This window comes from Carnobacterium iners, from assembly GCF_900177385.1.
In the GTDB taxonomy this organism is placed as follows: domain Bacteria; phylum Bacillota; class Bacilli; order Lactobacillales; family Carnobacteriaceae; genus Carnobacterium_A; species Carnobacterium_A iners.
Map to the genome: position 1 here is coordinate 2,188,972 of NZ_FXBJ01000002.1, position 24,118 is coordinate 2,213,089.

19 protein-coding genes and 1 tRNA gene are annotated in these 24,118 nt (G+C 34.8%); 1 reads left to right on the forward strand and 19 read right to left on the reverse strand.

Annotated elements, in window-relative coordinates; all coding sequences use genetic code 11:
- Window positions 1-99: 99 nt before the first annotated feature.
- The 15 genes from B9Y54_RS10495 to gdhA form a co-directional block, all read right to left on the reverse strand.
- Window positions 100-468, reverse strand: a complete 369-nt coding sequence (locus B9Y54_RS10495) for a YlbG family protein (protein WP_085560187.1) — start codon at window positions 466-468, stop codon at window positions 100-102.
- Window positions 469-491: 23 nt separating this feature from the next.
- Window positions 492-1,679, reverse strand: a complete 1,188-nt coding sequence (locus tag B9Y54_RS10500) for a CAP-associated domain-containing protein (RefSeq protein WP_085560188.1) — start codon at window positions 1,677-1,679, stop codon at window positions 492-494.
- A 24-nt stretch (window positions 1,680-1,703) separates the two neighbouring features.
- Complete coding sequence (locus tag B9Y54_RS10505) at window positions 1,704-5,135, reverse strand: pyruvate carboxylase (RefSeq protein WP_085560189.1); 3,432 nt, start codon at window positions 5,133-5,135, stop codon at window positions 1,704-1,706.
- A 68-nt stretch (window positions 5,136-5,203) separates the two neighbouring features.
- Entirely contained in the window at window positions 5,204-6,373 is a 1,170-nt protein-coding gene (locus tag B9Y54_RS10510) for an FtsW/RodA/SpoVE family cell cycle protein (RefSeq protein ID WP_234987906.1), read from the reverse strand.
- A 40-nt stretch (window positions 6,374-6,413) separates the two neighbouring features.
- Window positions 6,414-6,695, reverse strand: a complete 282-nt coding sequence (locus tag B9Y54_RS10515) for an Fpa/YlaN family protein (protein WP_085560190.1) — start codon at window positions 6,693-6,695, stop codon at window positions 6,414-6,416.
- Between the two features lie 185 nt (window positions 6,696-6,880).
- The gene (gene typA, locus B9Y54_RS10520; RefSeq protein WP_085560191.1) at window positions 6,881-8,725 is read right to left on the reverse strand and encodes a translational GTPase TypA; all 1,845 of its coding nucleotides are present in this window, start codon (window positions 8,723-8,725) and stop codon (window positions 6,881-6,883) included.
- Between the two features lie 334 nt (window positions 8,726-9,059).
- Window positions 9,060-9,836 carry an inositol monophosphatase family protein gene (locus B9Y54_RS10525; RefSeq protein WP_085560192.1) on the reverse strand — a complete coding sequence of 259 codons (777 nt, stop codon included), beginning with the start codon at window positions 9,834-9,836 and terminating at the stop codon, window positions 9,060-9,062.
- Window positions 9,837-9,889: 53 nt separating this feature from the next.
- Window positions 9,890-10,186 (reverse strand): UPF0223 family protein, encoded by a 297-nt coding sequence (locus tag B9Y54_RS10530; RefSeq protein WP_085560193.1) that lies wholly within the window; start codon window positions 10,184-10,186, stop codon window positions 9,890-9,892.
- Window positions 10,186-10,809, reverse strand: coding sequence for a hypothetical protein (locus B9Y54_RS10535; protein ID WP_085560194.1), 624 nt, complete (start codon window positions 10,807-10,809; stop codon window positions 10,186-10,188). The genes B9Y54_RS10530 and B9Y54_RS10535 overlap by 1 nt, the downstream gene beginning before the upstream one ends.
- Window positions 10,810-10,969: 160 nt before the next feature.
- Window positions 10,970-11,140: a hypothetical protein gene (locus B9Y54_RS12355; RefSeq protein ID WP_159446083.1), complete on the reverse strand. Its 171-nt coding sequence runs from the start codon at window positions 11,138-11,140 to the stop codon at window positions 10,970-10,972.
- 207 nt (window positions 11,141-11,347) lie between these two features.
- Window positions 11,348-12,754, reverse strand: a complete 1,407-nt coding sequence (gene lpdA, locus B9Y54_RS10540; protein WP_085560195.1) for a dihydrolipoyl dehydrogenase — start codon at window positions 12,752-12,754, stop codon at window positions 11,348-11,350.
- Window positions 12,755-12,767: 13 nt separating this feature from the next.
- The gene (locus B9Y54_RS10545) at window positions 12,768-14,387 is read right to left on the reverse strand and encodes a dihydrolipoyllysine-residue acetyltransferase (protein ID WP_085560196.1); all 1,620 of its coding nucleotides are present in this window, start codon (window positions 14,385-14,387) and stop codon (window positions 12,768-12,770) included.
- 145 nt (window positions 14,388-14,532) lie between these two features.
- Window positions 14,533-15,510, reverse strand: a complete 978-nt coding sequence (locus B9Y54_RS10550) for an alpha-ketoacid dehydrogenase subunit beta (RefSeq protein WP_085560197.1) — start codon at window positions 15,508-15,510, stop codon at window positions 14,533-14,535.
- Between the two features lie 2 nt (window positions 15,511-15,512).
- A complete protein-coding gene (gene pdhA, locus B9Y54_RS10555; RefSeq protein WP_085560198.1) occupies window positions 15,513-16,622 on the reverse strand; it encodes a pyruvate dehydrogenase (acetyl-transferring) E1 component subunit alpha in 1,110 nt (369 codons plus the stop codon).
- A 507-nt stretch (window positions 16,623-17,129) separates the two neighbouring features.
- Entirely contained in the window at window positions 17,130-18,476 is a 1,347-nt protein-coding gene (gene gdhA, locus B9Y54_RS10560) for an NADP-specific glutamate dehydrogenase (protein ID WP_085560573.1), read from the reverse strand.
- 235 nt (window positions 18,477-18,711) lie between these two features.
- Here gdhA and def point away from each other — a divergent pair, with 235 nt between their 5' ends.
- Window positions 18,712-19,275 carry a peptide deformylase gene (def, locus tag B9Y54_RS10565; protein WP_085560199.1) on the forward strand — a complete coding sequence of 188 codons (564 nt, stop codon included), beginning with the start codon at window positions 18,712-18,714 and terminating at the stop codon, window positions 19,273-19,275.
- Window positions 19,276-19,644: 369 nt separating this feature from the next.
- On the opposite strand, the gene B9Y54_RS10570 is transcribed toward def, so the two are convergent.
- The 4 genes from B9Y54_RS10570 to B9Y54_RS10585 all read right to left on the reverse strand — a co-directional run bounded on the left by B9Y54_RS10570 (window position 19,645) and on the right by B9Y54_RS10585 (window position 24,074).
- Window positions 19,645-19,717 (reverse strand) — tRNA-Ala (locus B9Y54_RS10570).
- Window positions 19,718-19,754: 37 nt separating this feature from the next.
- The gene (locus tag B9Y54_RS10575) at window positions 19,755-20,534 is read right to left on the reverse strand and encodes a Cof-type HAD-IIB family hydrolase (RefSeq protein WP_085560200.1); all 780 of its coding nucleotides are present in this window, start codon (window positions 20,532-20,534) and stop codon (window positions 19,755-19,757) included.
- 34 nt (window positions 20,535-20,568) lie between these two features.
- On the reverse strand, window positions 20,569-22,347 hold the full coding sequence (locus B9Y54_RS10580) for an ABC transporter ATP-binding protein (RefSeq protein ID WP_085560201.1): 1,779 nt from the start codon (window positions 22,345-22,347) through the stop codon (window positions 20,569-20,571).
- On the reverse strand, window positions 22,344-24,074 hold the full coding sequence (locus B9Y54_RS10585) for an ABC transporter ATP-binding protein (protein WP_085560202.1): 1,731 nt from the start codon (window positions 24,072-24,074) through the stop codon (window positions 22,344-22,346). The genes B9Y54_RS10580 and B9Y54_RS10585 overlap by 4 nt, the downstream gene beginning before the upstream one ends.
- Window positions 24,075-24,118 lie beyond the last annotated feature (44 nt).

Sequence of the window (24,118 nt, forward strand, 5' to 3'; positions counted from 1 at the left end):
TTTAAAAAAGAGGTAGGAACAAAATCCTCCCTCTTTAATCTTTTGAACCATTCGACCTACTTTAATCTCGCTATACTAACTTTATTATAGTGATAAACGTTAGCCATTTCTAACTTCATGTTCTTTTATAATATGTTCATTTTTAACTAATTGACTTTCAGACTCTATATTTAGCTGATTAAATTCTTCAACTTCCTCAACTTCTTTTCTAGGAGTTGCTTTTTTAAGAACTTCTTTAAAATCCATATTAATCAATGGTCTGTAAGAGGGTTCCACTTGTCGAACGAAATGCAGCTCCTTGAGTTTACGGATAGTTGCTTCTAGTTCTGTCCGATTCACATAAATAACAATGTATTTCATTCGCTTTGATACATAATGAATCAAACCAAATCGCTTAAGTGTTTTCATATGTCTTAAACTATAGACCCAAATGATTATACCTTGTCTTTCACTTAATGTAAGTTCCAATGAACATTCTCCCTTCTTTTTCCTTATTTTATGCTTGGTTCTTCTTGTCTATTTAATATTAACATGACTTCTTCCCCACGAAAAGCAATGCCAAATCTTTCCATCAGAGGATCAGCTAAAATAGTTCGTTGGTTTTCAAGACTAAACCAATACGTGATTAACCAAGTTGAATTCGTAAACTGATTAGAATAAACAACACGATTATCTAATAAAGTTAATTTATTTAATTTTAAATAATCTTGAATCTCTTCGCTCTTTAAAGGAGGCAGTCCTACCTCTTCTTCAAAATTATCTTGGACAAATTTATTTTCATTTGAAATGTCCATTTTTATTGAACCTTCCGCCAAGGAAGATTCTCTTTTCTTTACTTCTTCACTTGATTGTTCGATAGCCATTTTCTCTTGATTAATAAAAATATCTTTGGCAATAGAAGAAAGTTCTTTATTGTAAGTTAATTCAGGTAAATTATACCGTTTCCTTAAAGCATTAAGAGTAACTTCTACTTCTTTTATCTTGCCTTTTTCATCTTCTAATTCTGTTGCTGGTTCTTTCTTTGTAATGCCTTCATTCTGAGGAAACACTTCATAAATATCCGATTGAAGTAAGGTTTGTTCGTCTACATAACGAATAGCATTAATTTTATTGGTTTCTCTATCTACCATTAAGATTGAAAAAACATTCTTTTCAAAAATAACTAGCGGGTGGTAATTCAAGTCATTTTCTGATAGTTCAATTGTATAATCTTTATTTTCATATTCAATAGAAAAGGTTGGGTATAAAGGAGTTAGTTGATAAACTTCTGCTATATCCATACCTACTTTAAACGGAGAAACATCCAATATTGACCCTAGAACAAACATAGATATGACCTTACCTTGTTTTGAAACCCCAACTTGAAAGTAATCTTTTTCGTTATCGCCATAAATCCACCATTCGTAGCCATATGAAGTTGTTTCAATACGTAGAGGACGACCCTGTTTTTTTTCAAGTAAATCAATGGTTTCTCCAACATATTGGCCTATCCCTTCAAGAGGAAAAACCTCTTGTTTAACGGCAGGAATAGAGTTTGTTTTGGCCTCTTTTTTTAGCTTTGGTACGTTTTTCTTTTGAGTAACAATTTCAGAAGGACTATCGGAAATAATTTGAGGAACAAAATAGGTTAAGAGCATTAAAACCAAGAAAATTGGTATTGTTCTCAAAATTGTTTTCATATTTTAGGTACTCCTTACCGACACTTATTTCGCAATCATCTCAATCAATAAATCGCCTGTTTCAATGAGATTATCTGCTTCTACATAAATTTGATCGATAACGCCGTCAAACGCAGCTTTTATCGTTGTTTCCATTTTCATTGCTTCCGTAATGACGATTGGATCCCCTTGGCTAACACGGTCTCCTTTTGAAACTAAGACTTCTATAATCGAACCAGGCATCGTAGCACCAATATGTTCTTTATTCGTTGGTTCTGCTTTTTTACGAACAACTTTGGTACTCGTAATGCTTTTATCTTTTACTACAATTTCTCTGCCTTGGCCATTTAAATCAAAATACATCGTACGATTGCCTTCAGAGTTTGGTTCACCAATCTGATTTAATTTAATAATCAGTGTCTTACCCTTTTCAATCTGGACTTCAATTGATTCACCTGTTCGCATCCCATGAAAGAACGTCGCTGTATCTAAAACTGTTACATCACCAAATTGTTCATAATTTTTTTGATAATCTAAAAATACTTCAGGATACATAACGTAGCTTAACACCTCTTCGTTAGAAGGCTCCTTATTGATTAGTTTAGCTAGTTTCACTTTAGTTTGTTCAAGATCAATTGGATCCGCTAAAATTCCAGGCCGGACCGTAATCGGCTGACTTTTTTTCAAAACGATTTTTTGCAATTTTTCTGGAAATCCGCCAACAGGCTGTCCTAAATCTCCCATGAAGAAGCTGATGACAGACTCTGGAAAATCAATTGAATGACCTTGATTATAGACATCTTCTTCAGTTAACTCATTTTGCACCATAAATAATGCCATATCTCCAACAACTTTCGAAGAGGGCGTTACTTTAATAATATCACCAAACATCTGATTAACCAGTGCATATATTTTTTTAATTTCATCCCATTTATCTGCTAGTCCAACTGCTTTAGCTTGTTGTTTAAGATTAGAGTATTGACCTCCTGGCATCTCATGTTGGTAAACTTCTGTTTGAGGAGCACTTACCCCATTTTCAAAATCACTATAACGTGTTCTCACATCTTCCCAGTAATGATTAATTTGCTGGACATTTTCAATATTTATAGATGGAACTCGTTGTGTCCCTAATAAAGAATAGTAGAGGCTGCTCATGCTAGGTTGACTCGTCGCGCTGCTCATGGCACTCATTGCGACATCGACAATATCTACCCCAGCTTTAACGGCTAAAGCATACGTAAATATCCCATTTCCACTCGTGTCATGAGTATGCAAATGAATTGGCACTTGAACAGTATCTTTTAATTCACTAATTAAACGATACGCTGCTTCAGGTTTTAAAATTCCAGCCATATCTTTAATTGCAATGATATGTGCACCTTGATTCTCTAGTTCTTTAGCCATTTCCTTATAGTAGTCAATCGTATATTTCGTTCTTAGTGGATCATTAATATCACCTGTATAGCAAATAGATGCTTCAACTATCTTACCTGTGTCTCTGACAACTTGAATACTTTTCTCCATTTGAGGAATCCAATTTAAACTATCAAAGATACGAAATACATCTACTCCACTTTTGGCTGCTTGCTGAATAAATGATTCAATCACATTATCAGGATAATTTTGATACCCTACTGCATTAGAACCTCTAAATAACATTTGGAGAAGCGTGTTAGGCATTTCGTGTCTTAGTTTTTCCAAACGCTCCCATGGATCTTCATTCAAGAATCGATAAGCAACATCAAAAGTCGCTCCACCCCACACTTCAGAAGAAAATAATTGTGGGATAGCTTTTTCTGTTTCCGCAGCAATGTTTAAAAAATCTTGTGTCCGAACGCGGGTCGCTAGCAAGCTTTGATGGGCATCTCTAAACGTTGTATCTGTTAATAAGACTTCTTTCGTATTTTTTATCCAGTTTACCACTGCATCTACACCTTGATGTTCTAAAATACCTTTTGCATTTAGTGGAACATCGTTTAGTAAAGTTAGTTTCTTAGGTCTTCTAGCAGGTTCATAAAATTTCTTTGGAGCTTTCTCGATACCTGGGAAACCATTCACTGTAATCGTACTAATATATTTCATTGTCTTATTTCCTCTATCACGAACTTTTGAAAACACAAAAAGTTCAGGAGTCGAATCAATAAAGGTTGTTTTTGCTTCTCCTGAAAGAAAAACCGGGTGGGAAATAACATTATCCATAAATGGAATATTTGTTTTTACACCACGAATACGGAATTCTCTTAAAGATCGTGTCATTTTTTGTGCAGCTAGTTCAAATGTAGACGCGTGCGTACATACTTTGACAAGCAAGGAATCAAAAAATGGCGAAACTACAGTGCCTTGAAAACCATTGCCTGCATCTAGGCGTATCCCAAAACCACCTGGAGAGCGATACGTATCTATTTTACCAGTGTCAGGTAAAAAACCATTAAGGGGATCTTCAGTCGTTATACGACACTGAATAGCTGCACCCATTAAGGGTATATTCTCTTGAGCAGGAATAGCTATCTCACTGTGTAAATTTTTCCCTTGTGCAATTAGAATTTGAGCTTGAACAATGTCAATTCCCGTGATGAGTTCCGTAATAGTGTGCTCTACTTGTACACGTGGATTTACTTCAATAAAATAAAATTCATTGCCTTCAAGTAAAAATTCAACGGTTCCTGCATTAACATAGCCAACATGCTTCATCAATTGAACAGCCGACTCACACATTTTGAGACGTAGTTCATCTGGAATAGAAACACACGGCGCAACCTCTACAACCTTTTGGTGTCGACGTTGTACTGAGCAATCACGTTCATATAAATGAATAATATTCCCATGAGTATCTCCTAATATTTGAACTTCGATATGCTTAGGATCTTGAATATAGCGTTCGACATATATATCATCATTTCCAAATGCCGATTTTGCTTCACTACGGGCCCTTTCGAAACTATCTTTTACTTCTTCAGCGGAGTAAGCCACACGCATTCCTCTTCCGCCACCTCCTAGTGCTGCCTTTACCATAATAGGATAGCCAAAAGTTTCACCAAATTTTATGACTTCTTCAACAGTTAATACAGGCCCTTGAGAACCCGGTATAGATTTTATACCAGCTGCGATTGCTGCTTCTTTAGCCTTAAGTTTATCTCCAAAAATATCTAAATGATGCAAATCAGGACCAATGAAAATAATTCCTTCTTCTTCACAACGTCTAGCAAAATTTAAGTTTTCTGATAAAAAACCATAACCAGGATGAATTGCATCCGCATTAGAGTACTTTGCGATACGAATCATATCTTCGATATCCAAATAAGCCTCTATCGGTTTTTTTCCTTCCCCTACTAAATAGGCTTCATCTGCTTTGAATCGATGAACAGATCCCTCGTCTTCCTGTGCGTATACAGCAACAGTCCCAATATGAAGCTCCGTCAAAGCGCGGAATATTCGGATGGCTATTTCTCCTCGATTAGCTACTAATACTTTTTTCACTATCTCCACTCCTAAATCATCCGATTATTTTACTTACTATCTAACTTTACTTATACTTTATCATTTAATCATTTAATCTTTTCAACTTCATTTTTTTTATTCATTGCACTTACATTTAAGACTAATCCAATTGAAATAGCCAAAACCAATGCGCTAGAGCCACCGTAACTGACAAACGGGAACGTTACACCTGTAATCGGCAAGAGCCCTAGAACCCCTCCTAAATTGATGGATCCTTGAACTAAAAACATTGTAGCAATTCCAATACACAGCAATGAACCAAAAGAATCTTTTGTACGGATTGCAATCAAATAAATTCGTAGTATCAAAAAACAAAAAAGGCTCAAAATCATTACTACTCCTAACAATCCTAACTCTTCTCCTAAGATTGAGATAATAAAATCTGTGTAAGGCTCAGGCAAATAGCCTGTTTTTTGAACACTCTGTCCAATTCCTACACCAAGTACTCCTCCTCTACTGAGAGCATAATAGGAGTTGACTAATTGAAGTCCCGCACTTTCAGAGACTTCAAAAGGATCCCAAAAAGCTAAGAAACGATTATATTGATAAAGCTGTAGAAAAGGCAATCTAGTTCCAAAAGCACGTACTAATTCAACTGCTCCTAGAATAAGTGCGATACCAAGAGTTCCTATCGTAACGCCTAATTTAGTAGAAACACCGCTAGCAAATATCATAATAATACCAATAAACAAGATAATTACTGCTCCACCTACATCTGGCTGAATAACAATTAGAAAAAGAATAATGCCAAATAGATAGGCTGGTTGTTTCATAGAAGACCAGAAATTACGAATAATTTGTTGCTGTCTTCGAGAAAAGATGTAAGCAAAATACCAAATAACCGATATTTTTGCAAATTCAGCTGGTTGTATTCCAACTATACCAATATCAATCCACCCTTTTGCCCCATTGATTTCTTCTCCAAAAACAAGAAGATAGGCTAGCAGCAATACTGTAAATATAATCGTGTACTTAATTAGTTTTTTATATTTTAAATGGCTATATTTAATTGAAAAGATAAACATACTAATAAAAAGACCTATACATACAAATACAGCCTGTCTTAAAAAATAATATTCCGGAGGTTTACCTTGGCTGATTACAGCATAACTACTAGCACTATAAACCATTAAAATACCAAATATAGATAAGATAAAATAAGGTATAAAAATAAACTGATCTAAATATTTTAACTTATTAATTATTTTTTTTATCATACTGCCGGCTTAAAAGAAGCCCTTGGCCTCCTTTATTTTCTTACAGATTTTTTTCATTATAAGCTTTTGTGTACAAATCATTTAATTTTTTTTCTAAATCACTTAAAATACGGTCACCTTCAGTTGAGTTAATGACTCCAATTTTTTTTGCAAAAGAAATTTCTTTTGATAGTCCAAACATTTGAGTATCAACAATTTCATTAAAAGCAGGGCATTCAGTTAGACACAACTGATTTTTTTGATTATTGATAAGTTGAAAGATTTTTGTAGCATCTTCTAATAAGACCTCAAGGGCCTCTTTTTTCTGAATATTGTTCAGCATAAATCTTCCTCCTTTAATGGAACATTTTTATTATATCAACAATAAGGTCATCCAACAATACGAAAGTATCGGTATTCTTATAAAGCTGAAACTAATCTATCACCATTTTCTCTTTCTTTTTTATAAAAAGCAAAAAAAAAGCTACTCAATGATTCAATATCATCGAGTAGCTTTTTAAAATAGATTTAACCTATTTGAGAAGCTTTATTTTTCTTAGCTGATTTTTCACGTTCATTTTTGTTTAACACTTGTTTACGTAAACGAATACTTTCTGGTGTAATCTCACAATACTCATCATCACCCAAGAATTCTAATGATTCTTCTAAAGTTAAATGACGAGGTGCTTTGATAACGTTTGTCTGGTCTTTGTTAGCAGAACGAACGTTAGTCTTTTGTTTAGCTTTTGTAATATTAACAGTAATATCATTTTCGCGAGAGTTTTCTCCAACGATCATCCCTTCGTATATCTCTGTTGAAGGCTCGATGAAGATTGTTCCTCGGTCTTCAACTCCCATGATACCGTAAGTTGTTGTTTTACCAGTTTCAGTTGAAACTAATGCACCATTACGACGTCCACCAATTTTAGTTCTCAAACGTGGAAGATATTGATCGAAAGTATGATTCATAATTCCGTATCCCCTTGTCATTGAAAGGAACTCGGTAGAGTAGCCAATTAAACCACGAGCCGGAGCTAGGAAAGTTAATTTAACTTGTCCATTGCCGTTGTTAACCATATCTTGCATTTCGCCTTTACGAGCACTTAAAGATTCAATGATTGATCCCATGTATTCTTCAGGAGTATCAATTTGTACTAATTCAAAAGGTTCACACTGAACTCCATCAAAATCACGTAAAATAACTTCAGGACGAGATACTTGCAACTCGTATCCTTCACGTCTCATATTCTCAATTAAAATAGCCAAGTGTAATTCTCCACGTCCAGAAACAATCCAAGCATCAGGTGATGCGGTGTTTTCAATACGCATAGAAACATCGGTATGCAATTCAGACATCAAACGGTCTTCAATTTTACGAGATGTAACCCATTTCCCTTCGCGTCCTGCGAATGGAGAGTTATTTACTAAGAAAGTCATCTGTAAAGTAGGCTCATCGATGTGAAGTATTGGCAATGGATCAATATGATTTGTAGGTGTAACTGTCTCTCCTACAAAAATATCTTCCATACCGGAAACTGCAATTAATTCCCCCGCTTTTGCTTCATCAATTTCAACACGGTCTAAACCGAAGAAACCAAGCAATTTAGTAACGCGGAAATTCTTAGTAGATCCATCTAATTTACTCAGCGTAACGCTATCTCCGACTTTAATTTTACCACGGAATACACGTCCAATACCAATTCTTCCGACATAATCACTGTAATCTAATAGTGATACTTGGAATTGTAGTGGTTCATCCGAATTATCAATAGGAGCAGGAATTTCACTAAGAATTGTATCAAAGATATAATTCATTGTTTCTTCTTGTTCCTCTTTATTATCAGATAGACTACTTGTACCATTCATAGCAGAAGCATAGATAACAGGGAAATCTAACTGGTCATCATCTGCACCCAATTCGATAAATAATTCAAGAACTTCATCAACAACCTCTGCAGGACGAGCTGAGTCTTTATCAATTTTGTTAACAACTACGATTGGAACTAATTTTTGCTCTAATGCTTTTTTTAATACAAACCTTGTTTGAGGCATTGTACCTTCGTATGAATCTACGACTAAAACTACTCCGTCAACCATTTTCATAATACGTTCAACTTCTCCACCAAAGTCAGCATGTCCTGGAGTATCCAAGATATTGATGTGAGTATCTTTGTATTTAACAGCTGTGTTTTTAGCTAAAATTGTAATGCCTCGCTCTTGCTCAAGAGCATTTGAGTCCATTGCGCGTTCAGCCAATTTGCTATGAGAATGTAATGTGTCAGATTGTTTCAATAATTCATCCACCAATGTTGTTTTGCCGTGATCGACGTGGGCAATAATGGCTACATTTCTAATATCTTCTCTTCTTATCATTACTATATTCCTCCATGATTCTTATCATTATTTCAATACTTCTGATTGGCTATCTATCAACATGAAAATTAATTTATCCAATTTATGCACTTGAACTTTTCATAAGTTTCTGCTCATTTCAGGATGAAAACGCATTGAAAACTTATGAAGACAACTATCAACTTGTACAGTCTAACACTAAAACAAAAGATTTAAAAGAAAAAAGTTGATGTTAGCGGTATATTTTTATTATTTTTTTATGAAAACGTTCTATTTAAAGCTAGTTCAAGTTTTCTCTTTATTAATTAAAACTATCTTTACTTTAATATGGAAGACTCTTTATTTAACTATTTCCTTATTTAAAGTTCTTTATTATTTCTTTATGAGCAGATGGTGTCGCTACAACTGTTTTGTTGTGACACAGCATATCGATTATTTCTCCATTTAACTGGGTATAAATTAACCCTAATTCTTCTGCTATTATTTTGCCAGCGGCAATATCCCAAGGAGCTAAAGATGCTCCAATATAAGCAACTAACTTACCTGTCGCTACTCGCGTTGTTTCAAGACCGGCTGAACCAATCATACGCACACCGCTACTAGCTCTTCCAATTCTTCTTGCTTCATCGCTATTTTCGTTGGTCATTAAGCGGTGGCTGATTGCAACTAGGCCTTCTCGTAAAGGGATATCTTCTACCCTTTCCAGTTGTTCTCCATTCAAATAAGCCCCTTGATTTTTTGCAGCCGAATAAAGCTCATCTCTCATAACGTCGTATACATATCCTAAATAGCCTATACCATTTTCATAAATACCTATCATAATAGCAAAATCACTTTTTTGCTTGACAAAATTTAGCGTTCCATCAATAGGATCTATTATCCAAACTGTCCCCTTCAAATCTGTAAAGGGATATTTCGAACTTTCTTCTCCTAAGACTCTTTCTCCAGGAAAATAAGTACTTATTTTTTCAATAAAAAATTGTTCGATTTTCTTATCAATATTTGTTACTAAATCTGTTCGAGTTGTTTTTTCTTCTACACTAATGGTCTGTTCAAAAGATTTTTTACTTATCTTTGCAGCTTCATAGAGCCATTCTTCAATTAATTGATCTCGCTCAATTAGTCTATTCAAGGACCCACTTCCTTTCTTCTATTATTTAGGTTAACTTATTTAAATGTAAATTTCTATCTACTTCCTTTACTTTTGTCCATAAAAATATTCTTTTTATCTAGTTTTTTAGCTTCTTGATATACTGCATAGACAGAATATCCAGAAATGGATTCAAATTGACGACACCATTTTTTCTCTTCCCCAATAGATGGGATAACTTCTTTAAATTCGCGATAACTTATCATAAACTGCTCCTTTTTTATTCCAATTTCATAAGCTAACTCAACTGCTCGCCACAAGTTAATCACTTTTGTCATTTCCTCTTTTGTCCAATCATAATCCATTGGGTAACTGTAACTTTTATTTTCCATTATAAGCTCCTTTGACCTTTTTCTATCCAATCTAAATACTCGCGAGTTTCTTTTGCTGCTTTAAACAATTCTTTTTTTCTGAATCCGAAAAAAAGTTCAGATATCTTATTTATGCCGTCTTTTCCCAGTAAAATAGGTAAAGATAATGGAATATTTGTTAAATCATCTACATCAACTAGATGCATCAACGTAACCAATGTTTTTTCATCATCAAAAATAAATTGAGTTAGCTCAACTAAGGCAGATACCGTTGTAAAATAAGATTTATTTTCAAGAGAAAATAAATCTTTTTCTGAAAGAAATGAGTCAATATTTATTCTATCATTTTGATTAAAATAATTCTTTTTGTCCACCATCAGTCTAAGAATTGGCATTCCACCGATATTAGATCGGATCAAAGTCGTTATTTTACTTTCTCTTTTGCTTCCACCAACAATAAAGGCACTAATATTCGTAAAAGATACGGATAATTTTTTGCTTAATAGTTGTCTGAAGAGTGTAGAATCTATATACGTCCCTAGTCCGATAATTCTTTCTTTAGGAATACCAGAAAATTTCCAAGCAAGATAGGTAAACATATCTGTCGGTTCAGTAGCAATTAAAATTAATCCGTTGAACCCCATTGGCCATCGCCCTTTTAATTACATTAAGAATTAATAATATATTCCTTCTGATGTAGCTATCGTTTGATTCATCCACTTTTCTTTCTTCATACGCCGTTATAATCAATAGATCAGTTGTAAGGAAATCCTTTGCACTAGCAACAGTAAAAGAACTTGCTGATTAAAAAGAGGAAGCATATTGTAGAACTTGTAATTTATTTTCTTCTGAGGATAGAAGTTCATAAAATAAAATGCTTGCTGCTGTTAATTTTAACATACTTAAGAAGGTAAAAAGGTAAGTTACTTCATTCGTACCTGCAATAATAATCTCTTCCATCTGTTCTTTACTCACTAAATCTCCTCCAACAACCTATTTAAACACTATTAATTAATAAGAAAATCAAGTCTGTTGTATTTCTAATTTTTCTTATTATACCAAATTTTTTATGATTTACTTTATTATATGTAAAAAAACACTTATTCAGATTAAGAATAAGTGCTTTTTTCATTATAGACACGTCTTTATTGGAACAATAAAGACAATTAAAACTCTATTAAATTACATGTGAATTGGTAAACCTAATGCTAATTCTGAAGCATCCATAACTGTTTCAGCTAAAGATGGGTGAGCATGGATAGTTAATGCAATATCTTCTGCTACCATTCCAGCTTCAATAGCCAATCCTAGTTCAGCAATGACATCACTAGCACCAATACCAGCAATTTGTGCTCCAACAATCAGACCATCTTCTTTATTTGTTACTAGACGTACAAAACCATCCGTTGCATTTAAAGAAAGGGCACGTCCATTACCAGCTAATGGGAATTTTGATGCTTTAACATCCATCCCTTTTTCTTTAGCTTCTGCAAGAGTTAATCCTACAACAGCTAATTCTGGATCTGTAAAGGCTACAGCTGGCATTGCTTTGTAATCAACAGCTACTTTTTTTCCAGAGATTGCTTCTGCAGCAATCTTAGCTTCATAACTTGCTTTGTGAGCTAATGCTGCACCAGGAACGATATCTCCAATAGCAAAAATGTTTTTAGCGCTTGTACGTCCTTGTTCGTCTACTTTAACTAACCCACGGTCAGTCATTTCAACTCCAGCACCTTCTAATCCAAGCTCATCTGTGTTAGGACGACGGCCAACAGTTACCATTACGTAATCAGCGTCAATTGATTTTTCTTTACCGTTTACTTCATATTTAACAGTTACGCCATTTTCGGTTTGAATCGCTTCTTTAGCCATTGCAGATGTCTCAATTGTTACACCTTTTTTTGCAAAATTAGTTGTAACATATTTAATCATGTCTTTTTCAAAAGTGGGCATAATAGAATCTGTTCCTTCTAAAATAGTTACATCAGCGCCTAAGTTAGCATATGCGCCAGCAAGTTCACTACCAATGTAGCCTCCCCCAACAACAATTAATTTTTTAGGTACTTCAAGAAGTGCTAAACCACCGGTTGAATCAATAACACGTTTACCAAATTTGAAACCTTTGATTTCAATCGGACGGCTACCAGTTGCAACGATTGCATTATTAAAAGAATACGTTTGGCCAGTTTTTTCTCCCATAACGCGCATAGTGTGCTCGTCATTGAAATAAGCTTCTCCTCTTAAAATTTCAATCTTATTTTTTTTCAATAAGCCTTCGACACCTTTGGTAAGAGTCGATACCACTTTATTGTTTTTCCATTCTTGAGTCTTAGCAAAGTCTAAAACAACATTCTCAGCTGTGATTCCAAAAGCTTCTGAATGCATAGCGTCTTGATAATGATGTCCGGCACTAATCAAAGCTTTTGATGGAATACAACCAACGTTTAAACAAACGCCGCCGATATTTTCTCTTTCTACGATGGCTACTTTTTGTCCCATTTGAGCAGCGCGTATTGCCGCAACATATCCTCCTGGGCCTGAACCGATAACAACTGTATCTAACTCTATTGCGAAATCTCCTACTACCATCTTTAACTCACCTTTATCCTTCCATCAATAATAATTCTGGATCAGCAAGCAATGTTTTTAATTCATTCATTGCTTTTTGTGCAGTTGCACCATCTATAATACGATGGTCAAAGCTTAATGATAACTGCATAACAGGTGCTACAACAATCTCATCATCTGCATTTACGACTGCTTTTTTAGCAATCCGACCAACACCTAAGATAGCAACTTCTGGGTAGTTAATAACTGGTGTAAACCAACCGCCACCAATTGAACCAATATTACTTACTGAGATAGAACCGCTACTCATTTCATTTGCTGCTAACTTACCTTCTGTTGCTTTACCAGAAAGTTCAGTAATTTCCTTTGCGATAGTGAAGATACTCTTAGCATCTGCATCTTTAATAACTGGTACAAATAAACCACGATCAGTATCAGTAGCAATACCAACATTAAAGTAATGTTTGTATACGACTTCGTTTGTTGTATCATCAATTGAAGCGTTCATTGCTGGATATTTACGTAAAACAGACACAATTGCTTTAACAACGTAAGGTAAGAATGTTAACTTAATACCTTTATCCGCTGCAATATCCTTGAAATGCTTACGATGAGCCATTAATTTAGTTGAGTCAACTTCATCAAACAACGTAACATGTGGAGCAGTTGCTTTACTGTTTACCATTGCTTTAGCGATTGCTTTACGCATTGGAGTCATTGCTTCACGAGTTTCAAGTTCAGTCTGATTAGATTTAAACGCTGTAGCCGGAGCTACTGCTTTAGCTACAGGAGCTTGTTTTGTTTGAGTTGCTGCAGTTGTTGCAGTTTCTTGTTTTGCTGAACTAACTGCTGGAGTTGCACCATTTTTATTAAAGTTAGTGATATCTTCTCTTGTTACACGGTTATGTTTGCCTGTTGGTGTAACTAATGTAATATCTACATCGTTTTCACGAGCAAATTGACGCACTGAAGGCATAGCTTGTACACGTTTGTTAGAGTCAGAAGACTTAACAACGTTTGCTGTTGCAGCTACTTGTGCTGTCTCTTGAACATTATTTACAACTGCAGGTGTTGCACTTTCAGTGTTGTGTTCAGGTGAATCAATTTCAACGATTACCTGACCAACAGTAGCAACCGTTCCTTCTGCTACTAAAATCTTTTTAATTGTTCCGGTAACAGGTGAAGCAATCTCTTCAACTGATTTATCGTTTTGGATCTCAACGATTGAATCTTCTTCTTTAATTTGATCCCCTTCAGCTACTAACCATTTCACAATTTCGCCTTCTGCCATTCCTTCTCCAACATCTGGTAATTTGAATTGATAGAAAGAAGTATTTTGAGTGCTTGAAGCAGATTCTTGAACTGGAGCAGATACTGGAGCCTCTGCCTCTTTCTCTTCTTCCTCATCTTCATGTCCTGGAGCATCAATTTCAACGATTACTTGACCAACAGTAGCAACGGTTCCTTCCGCTACTAAAATCTTTTTAATCGTTCCAGAAACGGGTGAAGCAATCTCTTCAACTGATTTGTCATTTTGAATTTCAACGATTGAATCTTCCTCTTTAATTACGTCTCCTTCAGCTACTAACCATTTTACGATTTCGCCTTCTGCCATTCCTTCTCCAACATCCGGTAATTTAAATTTAAAAGCCATTTTTGATTTTCTTCCCTTCTATACTAGAATTTCTATTTTTTTGACTTACAAGATTAAATGGACAACTTAAAATCAATAGATGCAACCATTTATCATTTAAGTAAATAGTTTACATCTATTGTTTTTTTGTCTAATAATTTGCAAATTAGAAGTTATAAACTTCTTTTATTTTATCTGCAATATCAGCAGCATTTGGCAACCAAGCGCTCTCAGCTAAACCAAACGGAAATACTGTATCTGGTGCTGCAACGCGGCCAATCGGAGCTTCTAGTGAAAGTACAGCACGTTCTGCGATTTCAGACATAACCATTGCACCAGCACCTGCTTGACGTTGTGCTTCTTGAACCACTACTACACGGCCAGTTTTTTCAACTGATGCGATAATTGTTTCAATATCTAATGGAGAAACGGTTCTTAAATCTACGATTTCTACAGAGATGCCCTCTTTTTCTAAATCATCAGCTGCTTTAAGTGCTTCACGAACCATTGCACCATAAGTGATGACAGAAACGTCTTTACCTTCGCGAGAAATAGCAGCTTTACCTAATGGAATAGTATAAGATTCTTCAGGAACTTCATCACGGAATGAACGATACAATTTCATATGTTCAATAAATACAACAGGATCGTTATCGCGAAGAGCTGAAATTAATAAGCCTTTTGCATCATAAGGATTTGAAGGAATAACCACTTTTAAACCTGGTGATTGTGTCATCAAACCTTCTAAGTTATCTGAGTGCATTTCTGGTGTATGAACACCTCCACCAAATGGCATACGGATTGTAATTGGTAAGCTACGTGTACCACTCATACGGTAACGTGTACGTGCAGCTTGGCCAGCAATGGAGTCTAACACTTCAAAGATAAAACCAATAAATTGAATTTCTGGAACTGGACGAAATCCTTGTAAAGCTAAACCAATAGCCATACCACCGATACCTGATTCAGCAAGAGGAGTATCTGAAACTCTTTCTTCGCCAAATTTCTCTTGAAGACCTGCAGTTGCGCGGAACACTCCACCATTTTTACCGACATCTTCTCCAAATACTAAAATATCTTGATCGCGTTCCATTTCTTGTTCAAGTGCTTCAGTTATCGCTTGGATCATTGTTTTTTGTGCCATAATTATTTATTCTCCTTTGCTTCAAAAGTCGCAATTTGTTCTTTAATTACTTGCGTAGGCTCTTCGTACATGTTTTTCAAAAAGTCTGAAACTTTTTGTTTCGGTACTTGGTCAGCTTCTTTAGCTGATGCTTTAATTTCTTCTTGGGTTTTTTCAATTAATGCTTGCTCTTTTTCTTCAGACCATAGACCTTTTTCAGTCAAGAAGTTACGGAAACGAATTAACGGATCGCGTTGCTCCCAGTAGTCAAAACTTTCTTGGTCACGGTAACGTGTTGGGTCATCTCCAGAGGTTGAGTGAGGACCAAAACGAGAGGTTACAGTTTCAATTAGTACAGGGCCATTTCCGGCAATTGCCCATTCTCTTGCTTGTTTTGTAACTGCATAAACAGCTAACGGATCCATACCATCTACTTGAATTCCTGGAATTCCTGCTGCAACAGCTTTTTGAGCTAACGTAGTAGCAGCTGTTTGCTTGTGGCGCGGCGTTGAAATGGCATAGCCATTGTTTTGGATAAAGAATACTACTGGAGCTTTATATGCTCCTGCAAAGTTAATTCCTTCGTAAAAATCTCCTTGTGATGAACCGCCATCACCTGTGTATGTGAATGCTACGTTAGGCTTGCCACGTTTTTTTAATCCAATTCCTGCTCCTGTAGCTTGAACAATTTGAGCGCCAATGATAATTTGAGGTGGCATAGCATGTAGGTTTTCAGGATATTGGCTTCCCACAGCGTGACCGCGAGACCATAAGAAAGCTTTATAAACAGGTAACCCATGTTGAATTAATTGTGGAACATCACGATATCCAGGGAACAATTCATCTTCTTTTTCGAATGCAAAGTAACTTGCCATTTGAGATGCTTCTTGTCCAGCAGTTGGGGCATAAAAACCTAAACGTCCTTGACGAGCTAAAGCCATCGAACGTTCATGTAGAATACGCGACCAAACCATCTTCTCCATTAATTCCACTAATTTATCATCTGATAGATCCGGCATGATGTCTTTATTAACGACCTTACCATCCTTATCTAAAATTTGTACCATTGGGAAAGCCGCATCAACAGTGCTTAACAATGCTTCGAAATCTACGGGTTGTTTCTTGTTAGCCATTTGTAAACCATTCCTCTCTTTTTACATTCTAATTTTTATAAAGTTCTGTTTTATACAGTTATTCAAACTGTATTAGTGCAATCTGTTTGCTAATTAAATTTACCACTATTTTTCTAGTTATGCAAGCATATCAACGCTTTTCAGGCTACAAAATCTTGTTTTTATAATAAAAATAATGGAAATCTTGTTTTTTTTTTAGTGTCGTGAAGTATTTCACTACTATTTTTATGCTGTTTTTTTCAAAATTAATCTTGTTATAAAAAAAAATAGGCTAGATAATTGATTAATCAAAGTTAAAACTGTTATATAATTTAAAATAAACTGTATTATTTTCGACACAGTAAACATAAAATATAAAACATGTCGTTTTGTTCACAATCTAAAAAAATAATGAGAACATTCTCATTCACTTTAAATTTTTCTATTAAATTTCTTTTTTTAAAAAAGAATAATGATTTTATTTTTAAAAAAAGAAAGAAACAGACTTTTAAATCTGTTTCTTTCTTTTTATACAAGTCCTTGACTAATCATTGATTGGGCTATTTTTATAAATCCAGCAATATTTGCTCCTGCAACAAAATTACCTGGCATATGATACATTTTAGCAGTATCACGCACTTCAATATAGATAGACTCCATAATATTTTTTAGCTTTTCATCTACTTCTTCAAATGACCAGCTAAGTCGTTGACTATTTTGAGACATCTCTAAAGCAGAAACAGCTACTCCACCTGCATTTGATGCTTTTCCTGGTGCATATAGAATCTTAGCTTCTTGGTAAACTTCAATTGCATCTAAATTAGAAGGCATGTTAGCTCCTTCGGCAACAGCTATAACACCATTTCTAATCATCTTTCTAGCTTTTTCACCATTTATTTCATTTTGAGTAGCGCAAGGTAGTGCTACTTGATATTTCTTATCTATATCCCAGATGCTTCCTTCATAATAATAAGCTTTTGGATGGCGATGAACGTACTCAGAAATTCTTTTTCTTTCTACTTCTTTTATTTGTTTAATAGTAGCATGGTCAATTCCAGCTGGATCCCAAATATAACCATCAGAATCGGAGCATGCAATGACTTTTCCACCTAATTCATGTACTTTTTGAATAACGTAAATAGCTACATTTCCGCTACCCGAAACAACTACTTTTTTATTTTCAAAAGAATTCTTCGTATCTTGAAGCATTTTATCTGTAAAATAAGCCACTCCATAACCCGTTGCTTCTGTTCTACCCAAGCTACCGCCTAAAAATACAGGCTTACCAGTTAATACACCTGCTTCAGATCCATTTAAACGTTTGTACTGTCCATACAGATAACCTATTTCTCTTGCTCCAACACCTATATCCCCGGCTGGAACATCAAGATTAGGCCCAATGTGGTGCTGCAATTCCATCATAAAACTTTGACAAAAACGCATTACTTCATTATCCGATTTGCCTTTAGGATCAAAATCACTGCCACCTTTTCCACCCCCAATAGGAAGTCCTGTTAAACTATTTTTAAAAACTTGTTCGAATCCAAGAAACTTAATAATACTTTGGTTTACACTTGGATGAAATCGAAGACCACCTTTATAAGGTCCAATGGCTGAATTAAACTGAACACGAAATCCTCTATTTACTTTTACTTCTCCATGATCAGTCATCCAAGAAACTTTAAATTGAATGATTCTTTCTGGTTCTATCATTCGTTCTAAAATATTTTGTTGAATAAATTCAGGATGAGCAGTAAAAACCGGCTCAATACTTCCAATAAACTCCTTGACTGCTTGTAGAAATTCCATTTGATCAGGATCACTTTTTAGTATTTTTGCATAGGTGTCTTCTATATATTTTTCTGCTTCTTTCATACTATCTACCCCACTTTCTTCAATCGCCAACAAGCCTATTGTTTCTTGTTCAAAATTATCTCATATTTTGTTTTGAAAATGAAGTTTTTATTTCAACATCTTTAAAATTAATTTGACCGTGCATTTTAGTTGAATAGCTGTTAAAATTAAAAAGTTAGTAATTATCGTATCTAAATTGAATGAATGTATCTATAAAAATATAAAATGAAAATTTATTTACAGGAGTGAAATACAAATGATTACAATGAAGAATATCATTTTGGAGGGCAATTCCACTTTAAGAAAGACTGCAGAGGAAATTTCTTTTCCTATTAGCGAAGAGCTAAAAATACTTGGACAAGAAATGTTAGAGTTTCTAAAAAATAGCCAAGATGCAGATTTAGCAGAAGAATATCAACTTCGTGCTGGAGTCGGATTAGCGGCACCTCAATTAAATGTTTCAAAAAGAATGATTGCTGTTCATATACCTAATGTTGACGATGAAACAAGTGAGCCAATTTTGAGTACAGTTATGATTAATCCTAAAGTCATCAGTCACTCTGTTCAAAGTGCTTGTCTATCAGATGGTGAAGGATGTCTTTCTGTCAACCGTGATGTTCCTGGATATGTTCCTCGTCATACTAGAATAACTGTAACTTACTTTGACTTGAACGGCCAAGAGCAAAAGATTCGTTTGAAAAATTATTCTGCTATTGTGATTCAACACGAAATTGATCATATTAATGGTATTATGTTCTACGATCATATTAATAAAGAAGATCCTTTTCACTTAGATGAAAATATTTCTATTCTTTCTTAATTAGCAGGCTATAAAGTAAAATAATCAGGCCAAAGCAAGGTAGCGTTTTAACTATGCTTTAGCCTTTTTTGATTGATTTGATAAAGTTAAACGGATATTGCTTAAAAATATTATATTTGCAACACCAGTAATATTAATTAAATACTAGTGTTGCATGAAAGTCATTCAAGAACGGTTAGAACATAAACAAATAAGCACCACAATGGACATTTATGCTCACGTTTTAAAAGAAGCGGATCAAGGAGCTGGAGACACATTTAAGAACCTATTTTAAAGTTATGCACCTTTCGTGCACCTTTTATCTAAAATTACATAAAAAACGCCTATACAATCGGTTTGAAACACCGTCATATAAGCGTTTTTAGCTTATGGAGATAAGGGGGTTCGAACCCCTGACCTTTTGGCTGCCAGCCAAACACTCTCCCAGCTGAGCTATACCCCCATAAATAAGAAACAAATCTTATTTATCAACGCCTTTATTATATCAGACCAAGTTCTTGCAATGCAAGATAAATTCCATCTTCATTACAGTTCTTAGTTATCTTATCTGCTTTTAATTTCACTATTTCTAATGCATTCCCCATTGCTACACCTGTTCCTACCTCAGTAAGCATTTCTAAATCATTTAAACCATCTCCAAAAGCGATTGTATCTTCTATTGCAAATCCTTGTTGTTTCGCAAAATATAATACCGTATGTGCTTTAGAACCGTCATGAGGAACGACATCAACTCCATCAGTATGCCATCTAATAAATTTGAATTTAGGAAACTGACCATTCTCATAGGCATTTTTTTCTTCATCCGTATAAAAAATTAAACTTTGATAGATAGGATTAGTCAGGTGATAATCATGATCATGAGGGGGAGGACTTGACCCGACACTCTTCATCGCATTAATCATTCTTATATTGTTATCTTTGCTTCTTCTTTTTAACTTATCAGCAGATTCATAAATAACATCGTGGTTGTGCTTGTCTGAAATTTCAACTAATCTTTTAAATTCATTTTGGTCTAGCTTATTTTCGAAAACAAGCTTGTTGCGAAAATAACCTGCTGCTCCATTACAAATAATATAATTATCAAATTCTAACTCATCGATAATAGATTGAGCTAAAAATAAGTTCCTACCTGTCGCGATAACAACTTCATGACCGAGTTCTTTTAATTGCTCTAGAGCTTTTTTAGTACTAGGTAAAAATTTCTTCTCGTCATTCAGTAATGTTCCATCTATATCAAAAAATATCATTTTTTTTTTCATTTTTCACTAACCTTTCATTTTATTAAATAGACTTTTATTCTTCTGCTTGTTGAAATTGGCTATTGTATAATTTCTCATAAAATCCACCTTTACTTAACAGCTCTTCGTGATTGCCTTGCTCTACGATTTCACCTTGGTCCATCACTAAGATTAAATCTGCATCTCGAATCGTTGACAATCTATGAGCAATAACAAAACTCGTACGCCCTTCCATGATCTTCTTCATCGCTTTCTGAATCAAAGCTTCTAAGCGGGTATCGACTGAACTGGTTGCTTCATCCAAGATAAGTATCCTTGGATTAGAGATGATTGCCCTAGCAATAGTTAACAATTGTTTTTGTCCTAGTGAGATATTAGAAGCTTCTTGATCTAACTCCATATTGTATCCCCCAGGCAATGTACGGATAAAATGATCCACGTTTGCTGTTTTTGCAGCGTCTATAACTTCATAATCCGTAGCATCCAATTTACCAAAACGAATATTATCTGCTATTGTTCCATTATAGAGCCAAGCATCTTGCAATACCATTCCAAATTGTGCTCTTACTTCTTTACGGTCCATTTCCTTAGTATCATAACCGTCTATTTTTATTGCTCCGCTATCAACATCATAAAAGCGCATCAATAAATTTATCAATGTCGTTTTTCCTGCTCCAGTCGGGCCAACGACTGCTACTTTTTGTCCACTTTTCACTTGAACAGTTAAATTTTTAATCAGTGGATTATTTTTATCGTACCCAAAACTAACACGCTCAAAGCTGACATTTCCGGCAATCGGTTTTGGTAAATTAATTTGAATTGCATCTGGATTTTCTTCAGGCTCATCTAAAATTTCAAAAATACGTCCAACAGCTGCTGCAGCACTTTGAAGGACTCCAGAAAGTTGCGTAATTTGAGTAAGTGGCTGATTAATTTGCCAAATGTATTGTGTAAATGCTTGTAAGTTACCTAAAGATAACGTCCCTTGGATGACAAACAATCCACCTAATACAGCTACTACGAAATAAACTAAATGCGTAGCAAAACCAATTAGAGGGCTCATAATTCCAGAAATGAAGGCTGCTTTAAACCCATACTCGCTAAGATTATGATTAATTATTTTAAATTCCTCTAATTTATCTTGTTCTTTTCCATAAAGTTTTATCTCAGAAAATCCACTATAACTTTCTTGGACATGTCCATTCATTGCTCCTAAAGCACTTTGTTGTTGGACAAAATAAGGTTGCGATTTACGAATAGTGTATTTTGAAATTAAAAGTGATGCTGGAATTAAGATAAGAATAACTGCTGCTAAAGGAACCGATAAATAGAGCATCATAATGACAGCGAAAGTAATTCCCATAACTGAGTTTACAATTTGTATTAAGCTTTGCTGCATAGCATTGCTCACGGCATCTACATCATTGGTTACACGGCTTAAAATATTCCCTTGTTGATTACGATCGAAATATGAAACCGGTAATCGATTAATTTTGCTTTCAATCGTATTTCTCAAATCACGCATCGTATGTTGAACAACATTCGTCATAATATAAGCAGAGGCATAAAGGGTTAGTTGGTAAACACCTGAAACGCCCAACATAACAATAAGTATTTGTCTAACGTATGAAAAATTAATTTTAGCCCCGGCCACACCTTTTAAGATATCCGCTACATTGTTCCCAACTTCTGTTAATGCAAGTCCGATAATAAAGGGTTGAAGTGCATTCATCAACATACAAATCATCGTTAATGTAATGGCTGAAATAAATCCTCTTTTATATGGCCTGATGAAATTCCACAAACGACGAATAGCGACTAACGATTCTCTCATGCTAATTCCTCCTTTGACAATTGCGATGCTGCTATATCATAATAAATATCTGATATTTTCAATAATTCTTCATGTGTGCCTTGCGCAACAACAATACCTTTATCTAAAACAATTATCTTATCCGCATGTCGAATAGATCCAACTCTTTGTGCAACGATTAAAACGGAAGCCTCTTTTGTTTCAGCTTTTAACCGTTCTCTTAACCTTGCATCGGTTTGATAATCCAATGCAGAAAAACTATCATCAAAAACGTACACGTCCGGTTTTTTTATAATCGCTCTTGCGATAGAAAGACGTTGTTTTTGTCCGCCAGACATGTTGCTCCCACCCTCTGCTAAAAGTTCTTCATACTTTGCTGGTTTTGATAATATAAATTCTTTTGATTGAGAAATATCAGAAGCTTCATCAACTTCATTAGTTGTCGCATTCCACTTTCCATAGCGCATATTCTGAGAGATAGTCCCAGTAAATAAAAGAGCTTTCTGAGGAATAAAGCCAATTTTTTTTCGTAAAGCTTTCAATTGATAATCCCTTACATCTACCCCATCTATCAAAACACGACCTTTAGTTACATCATAGAATCGTGGAATTAATTGAATTAATGTCGATTTCCCACTTCCTGTACTTCCTATAAAAGCAACCGTTTCGCCAGGTTCTGCTGTGAAACTAACATCTCTGATAACAGGAGATTCTGTATTTCCTGGGTAAGCAAATGTCACATTTTCAAAAACAACATATCCATGAATAGCCGTTTCTGTTATACCATTTTCATTTTCATCTATAGAAGGAACTGTTTGAAGGACTTCTTCGATTCTTTCTGCTGACACAGCTGCTCTTGGATATATCATGAAGACATTCGCAAATAGCATAAATGAAAATAACGCTAGAAAAATATATTCGATAAAAGCAATCAAACTGCCTACTTGTAAGTCTCCGCTTTGAATTTCAACCGTTCCAGACCAAACAATGCTTACTAAAATGATATTAAATACAATAGAAAAACCAGGCATAGCTAATGCCATCAATTTGAAAAGTTTTTTAGAAATAGCTGTATAGCTTTCATTAACTTTTACAAATCTTTCTTCTTGGAATGTTTCTTTAACAAAAGCTCGAATAACTCTAAGTCCAGTTAAATTCTCTCGCAAATTTTGATTAATGTGATCCAAACTTTTTTGTTGTTTTTCTGATAAAGGCTCTGACTTACGAGCAATCAACCAAACAATTGCAAAAAGAAATGGAATAGCTATTAATACTGTAGACGATAGTGAAGGACTTGTTCTTACGATCATGAAAAAACTAGCAATGAACATAATAGGCGTCATCATTCCTAATCTCAATAGCATTTGTAGAAAAGTCATCACTTGAAAGGCGTCATTCGTCGTCCTAGTAACTAAAGAAGAGACACCAATCTGGTTAAACTCACTATGTGAAAAAGATTGGACGGATAAAAAAATATCGTTTCTAATGTCTCTAACAATTTTAGTAGTAATTTTACTACCTGTATAAGCTAGTCCTATCAAACTAATTAATCCTATAACCGCTATGACTACCATCCATTTGCCATAGTTCATCACCTCAGAAAAATCATTCATAATAATTCCTTTGTCAATAATTAAAGCTAGCAAGGTTGGTAACCCCAGTTCAATGATGACAAAGCCAAATACACATAAAAAATTTAACCATAACAATCCTTTATAATTTTTTAAATAACGTAACATTAACTTCACTTACTCATCTCCTTTTAATCCATTCTAAGTAAATCCTTTCTAGC

What these genes read in the sequence shown, in the direction of transcription:
- def (WP_085560199.1), top strand. Translation starts at nt 18,712, where the DNA reads ATGATTACAATGAAGAATATCATTTTGGAGGGCAATTCCACTTTAAGA.
- B9Y54_RS10510 (WP_234987906.1), bottom strand. Translation starts at nt 6,373, where the DNA reads ATGATAAAAAAAATAATTAATAAGTTAAAATATTTAGATCAGTTTATT.
- typA (WP_085560191.1), bottom strand. Translation starts at nt 8,725, where the DNA reads ATGATAAGAAGAGAAGATATTAGAAATGTAGCCATTATTGCCCACGTC.
- B9Y54_RS10580 (WP_085560201.1), bottom strand. Translation starts at nt 22,347, where the DNA reads ATGAGAGAATCGTTAGTCGCTATTCGTCGTTTGTGGAATTTCATCAGG.
- B9Y54_RS10515 (WP_085560190.1), bottom strand. Translation starts at nt 6,695, where the DNA reads ATGCTGAACAATATTCAGAAAAAAGAGGCCCTTGAGGTCTTATTAGAA.
- B9Y54_RS10530 (WP_085560193.1), bottom strand. Translation starts at nt 10,186, where the DNA reads ATGGAAAATAAAAGTTACAGTTACCCAATGGATTATGATTGGACAAAA.
- B9Y54_RS10550 (WP_085560197.1), bottom strand. Translation starts at nt 15,510, where the DNA reads ATGGCACAAAAAACAATGATCCAAGCGATAACTGAAGCACTTGAACAA.
- B9Y54_RS10575 (WP_085560200.1), bottom strand. Translation starts at nt 20,534, where the DNA reads ATGAAAAAAAAAATGATATTTTTTGATATAGATGGAACATTACTGAAT.
- B9Y54_RS10500 (WP_085560188.1), bottom strand. Translation starts at nt 1,679, where the DNA reads ATGAAAACAATTTTGAGAACAATACCAATTTTCTTGGTTTTAATGCTC.
- gdhA (WP_085560573.1), bottom strand. Translation starts at nt 18,476, where the DNA reads ATGAAAGAAGCAGAAAAATATATAGAAGACACCTATGCAAAAATACTA.
- B9Y54_RS10535 (WP_085560194.1), bottom strand. Translation starts at nt 10,809, where the DNA reads ATGGGGTTCAACGGATTAATTTTAATTGCTACTGAACCGACAGATATG.
- lpdA (WP_085560195.1), bottom strand. Translation starts at nt 12,754, where the DNA reads ATGGTAGTAGGAGATTTCGCAATAGAGTTAGATACAGTTGTTATCGGT.
- B9Y54_RS10545 (WP_085560196.1), bottom strand. Translation starts at nt 14,387, where the DNA reads ATGGCTTTTAAATTTAAATTACCGGATGTTGGAGAAGGAATGGCAGAA.
- pdhA (WP_085560198.1), bottom strand. Translation starts at nt 16,622, where the DNA reads ATGGCTAACAAGAAACAACCCGTAGATTTCGAAGCATTGTTAAGCACT.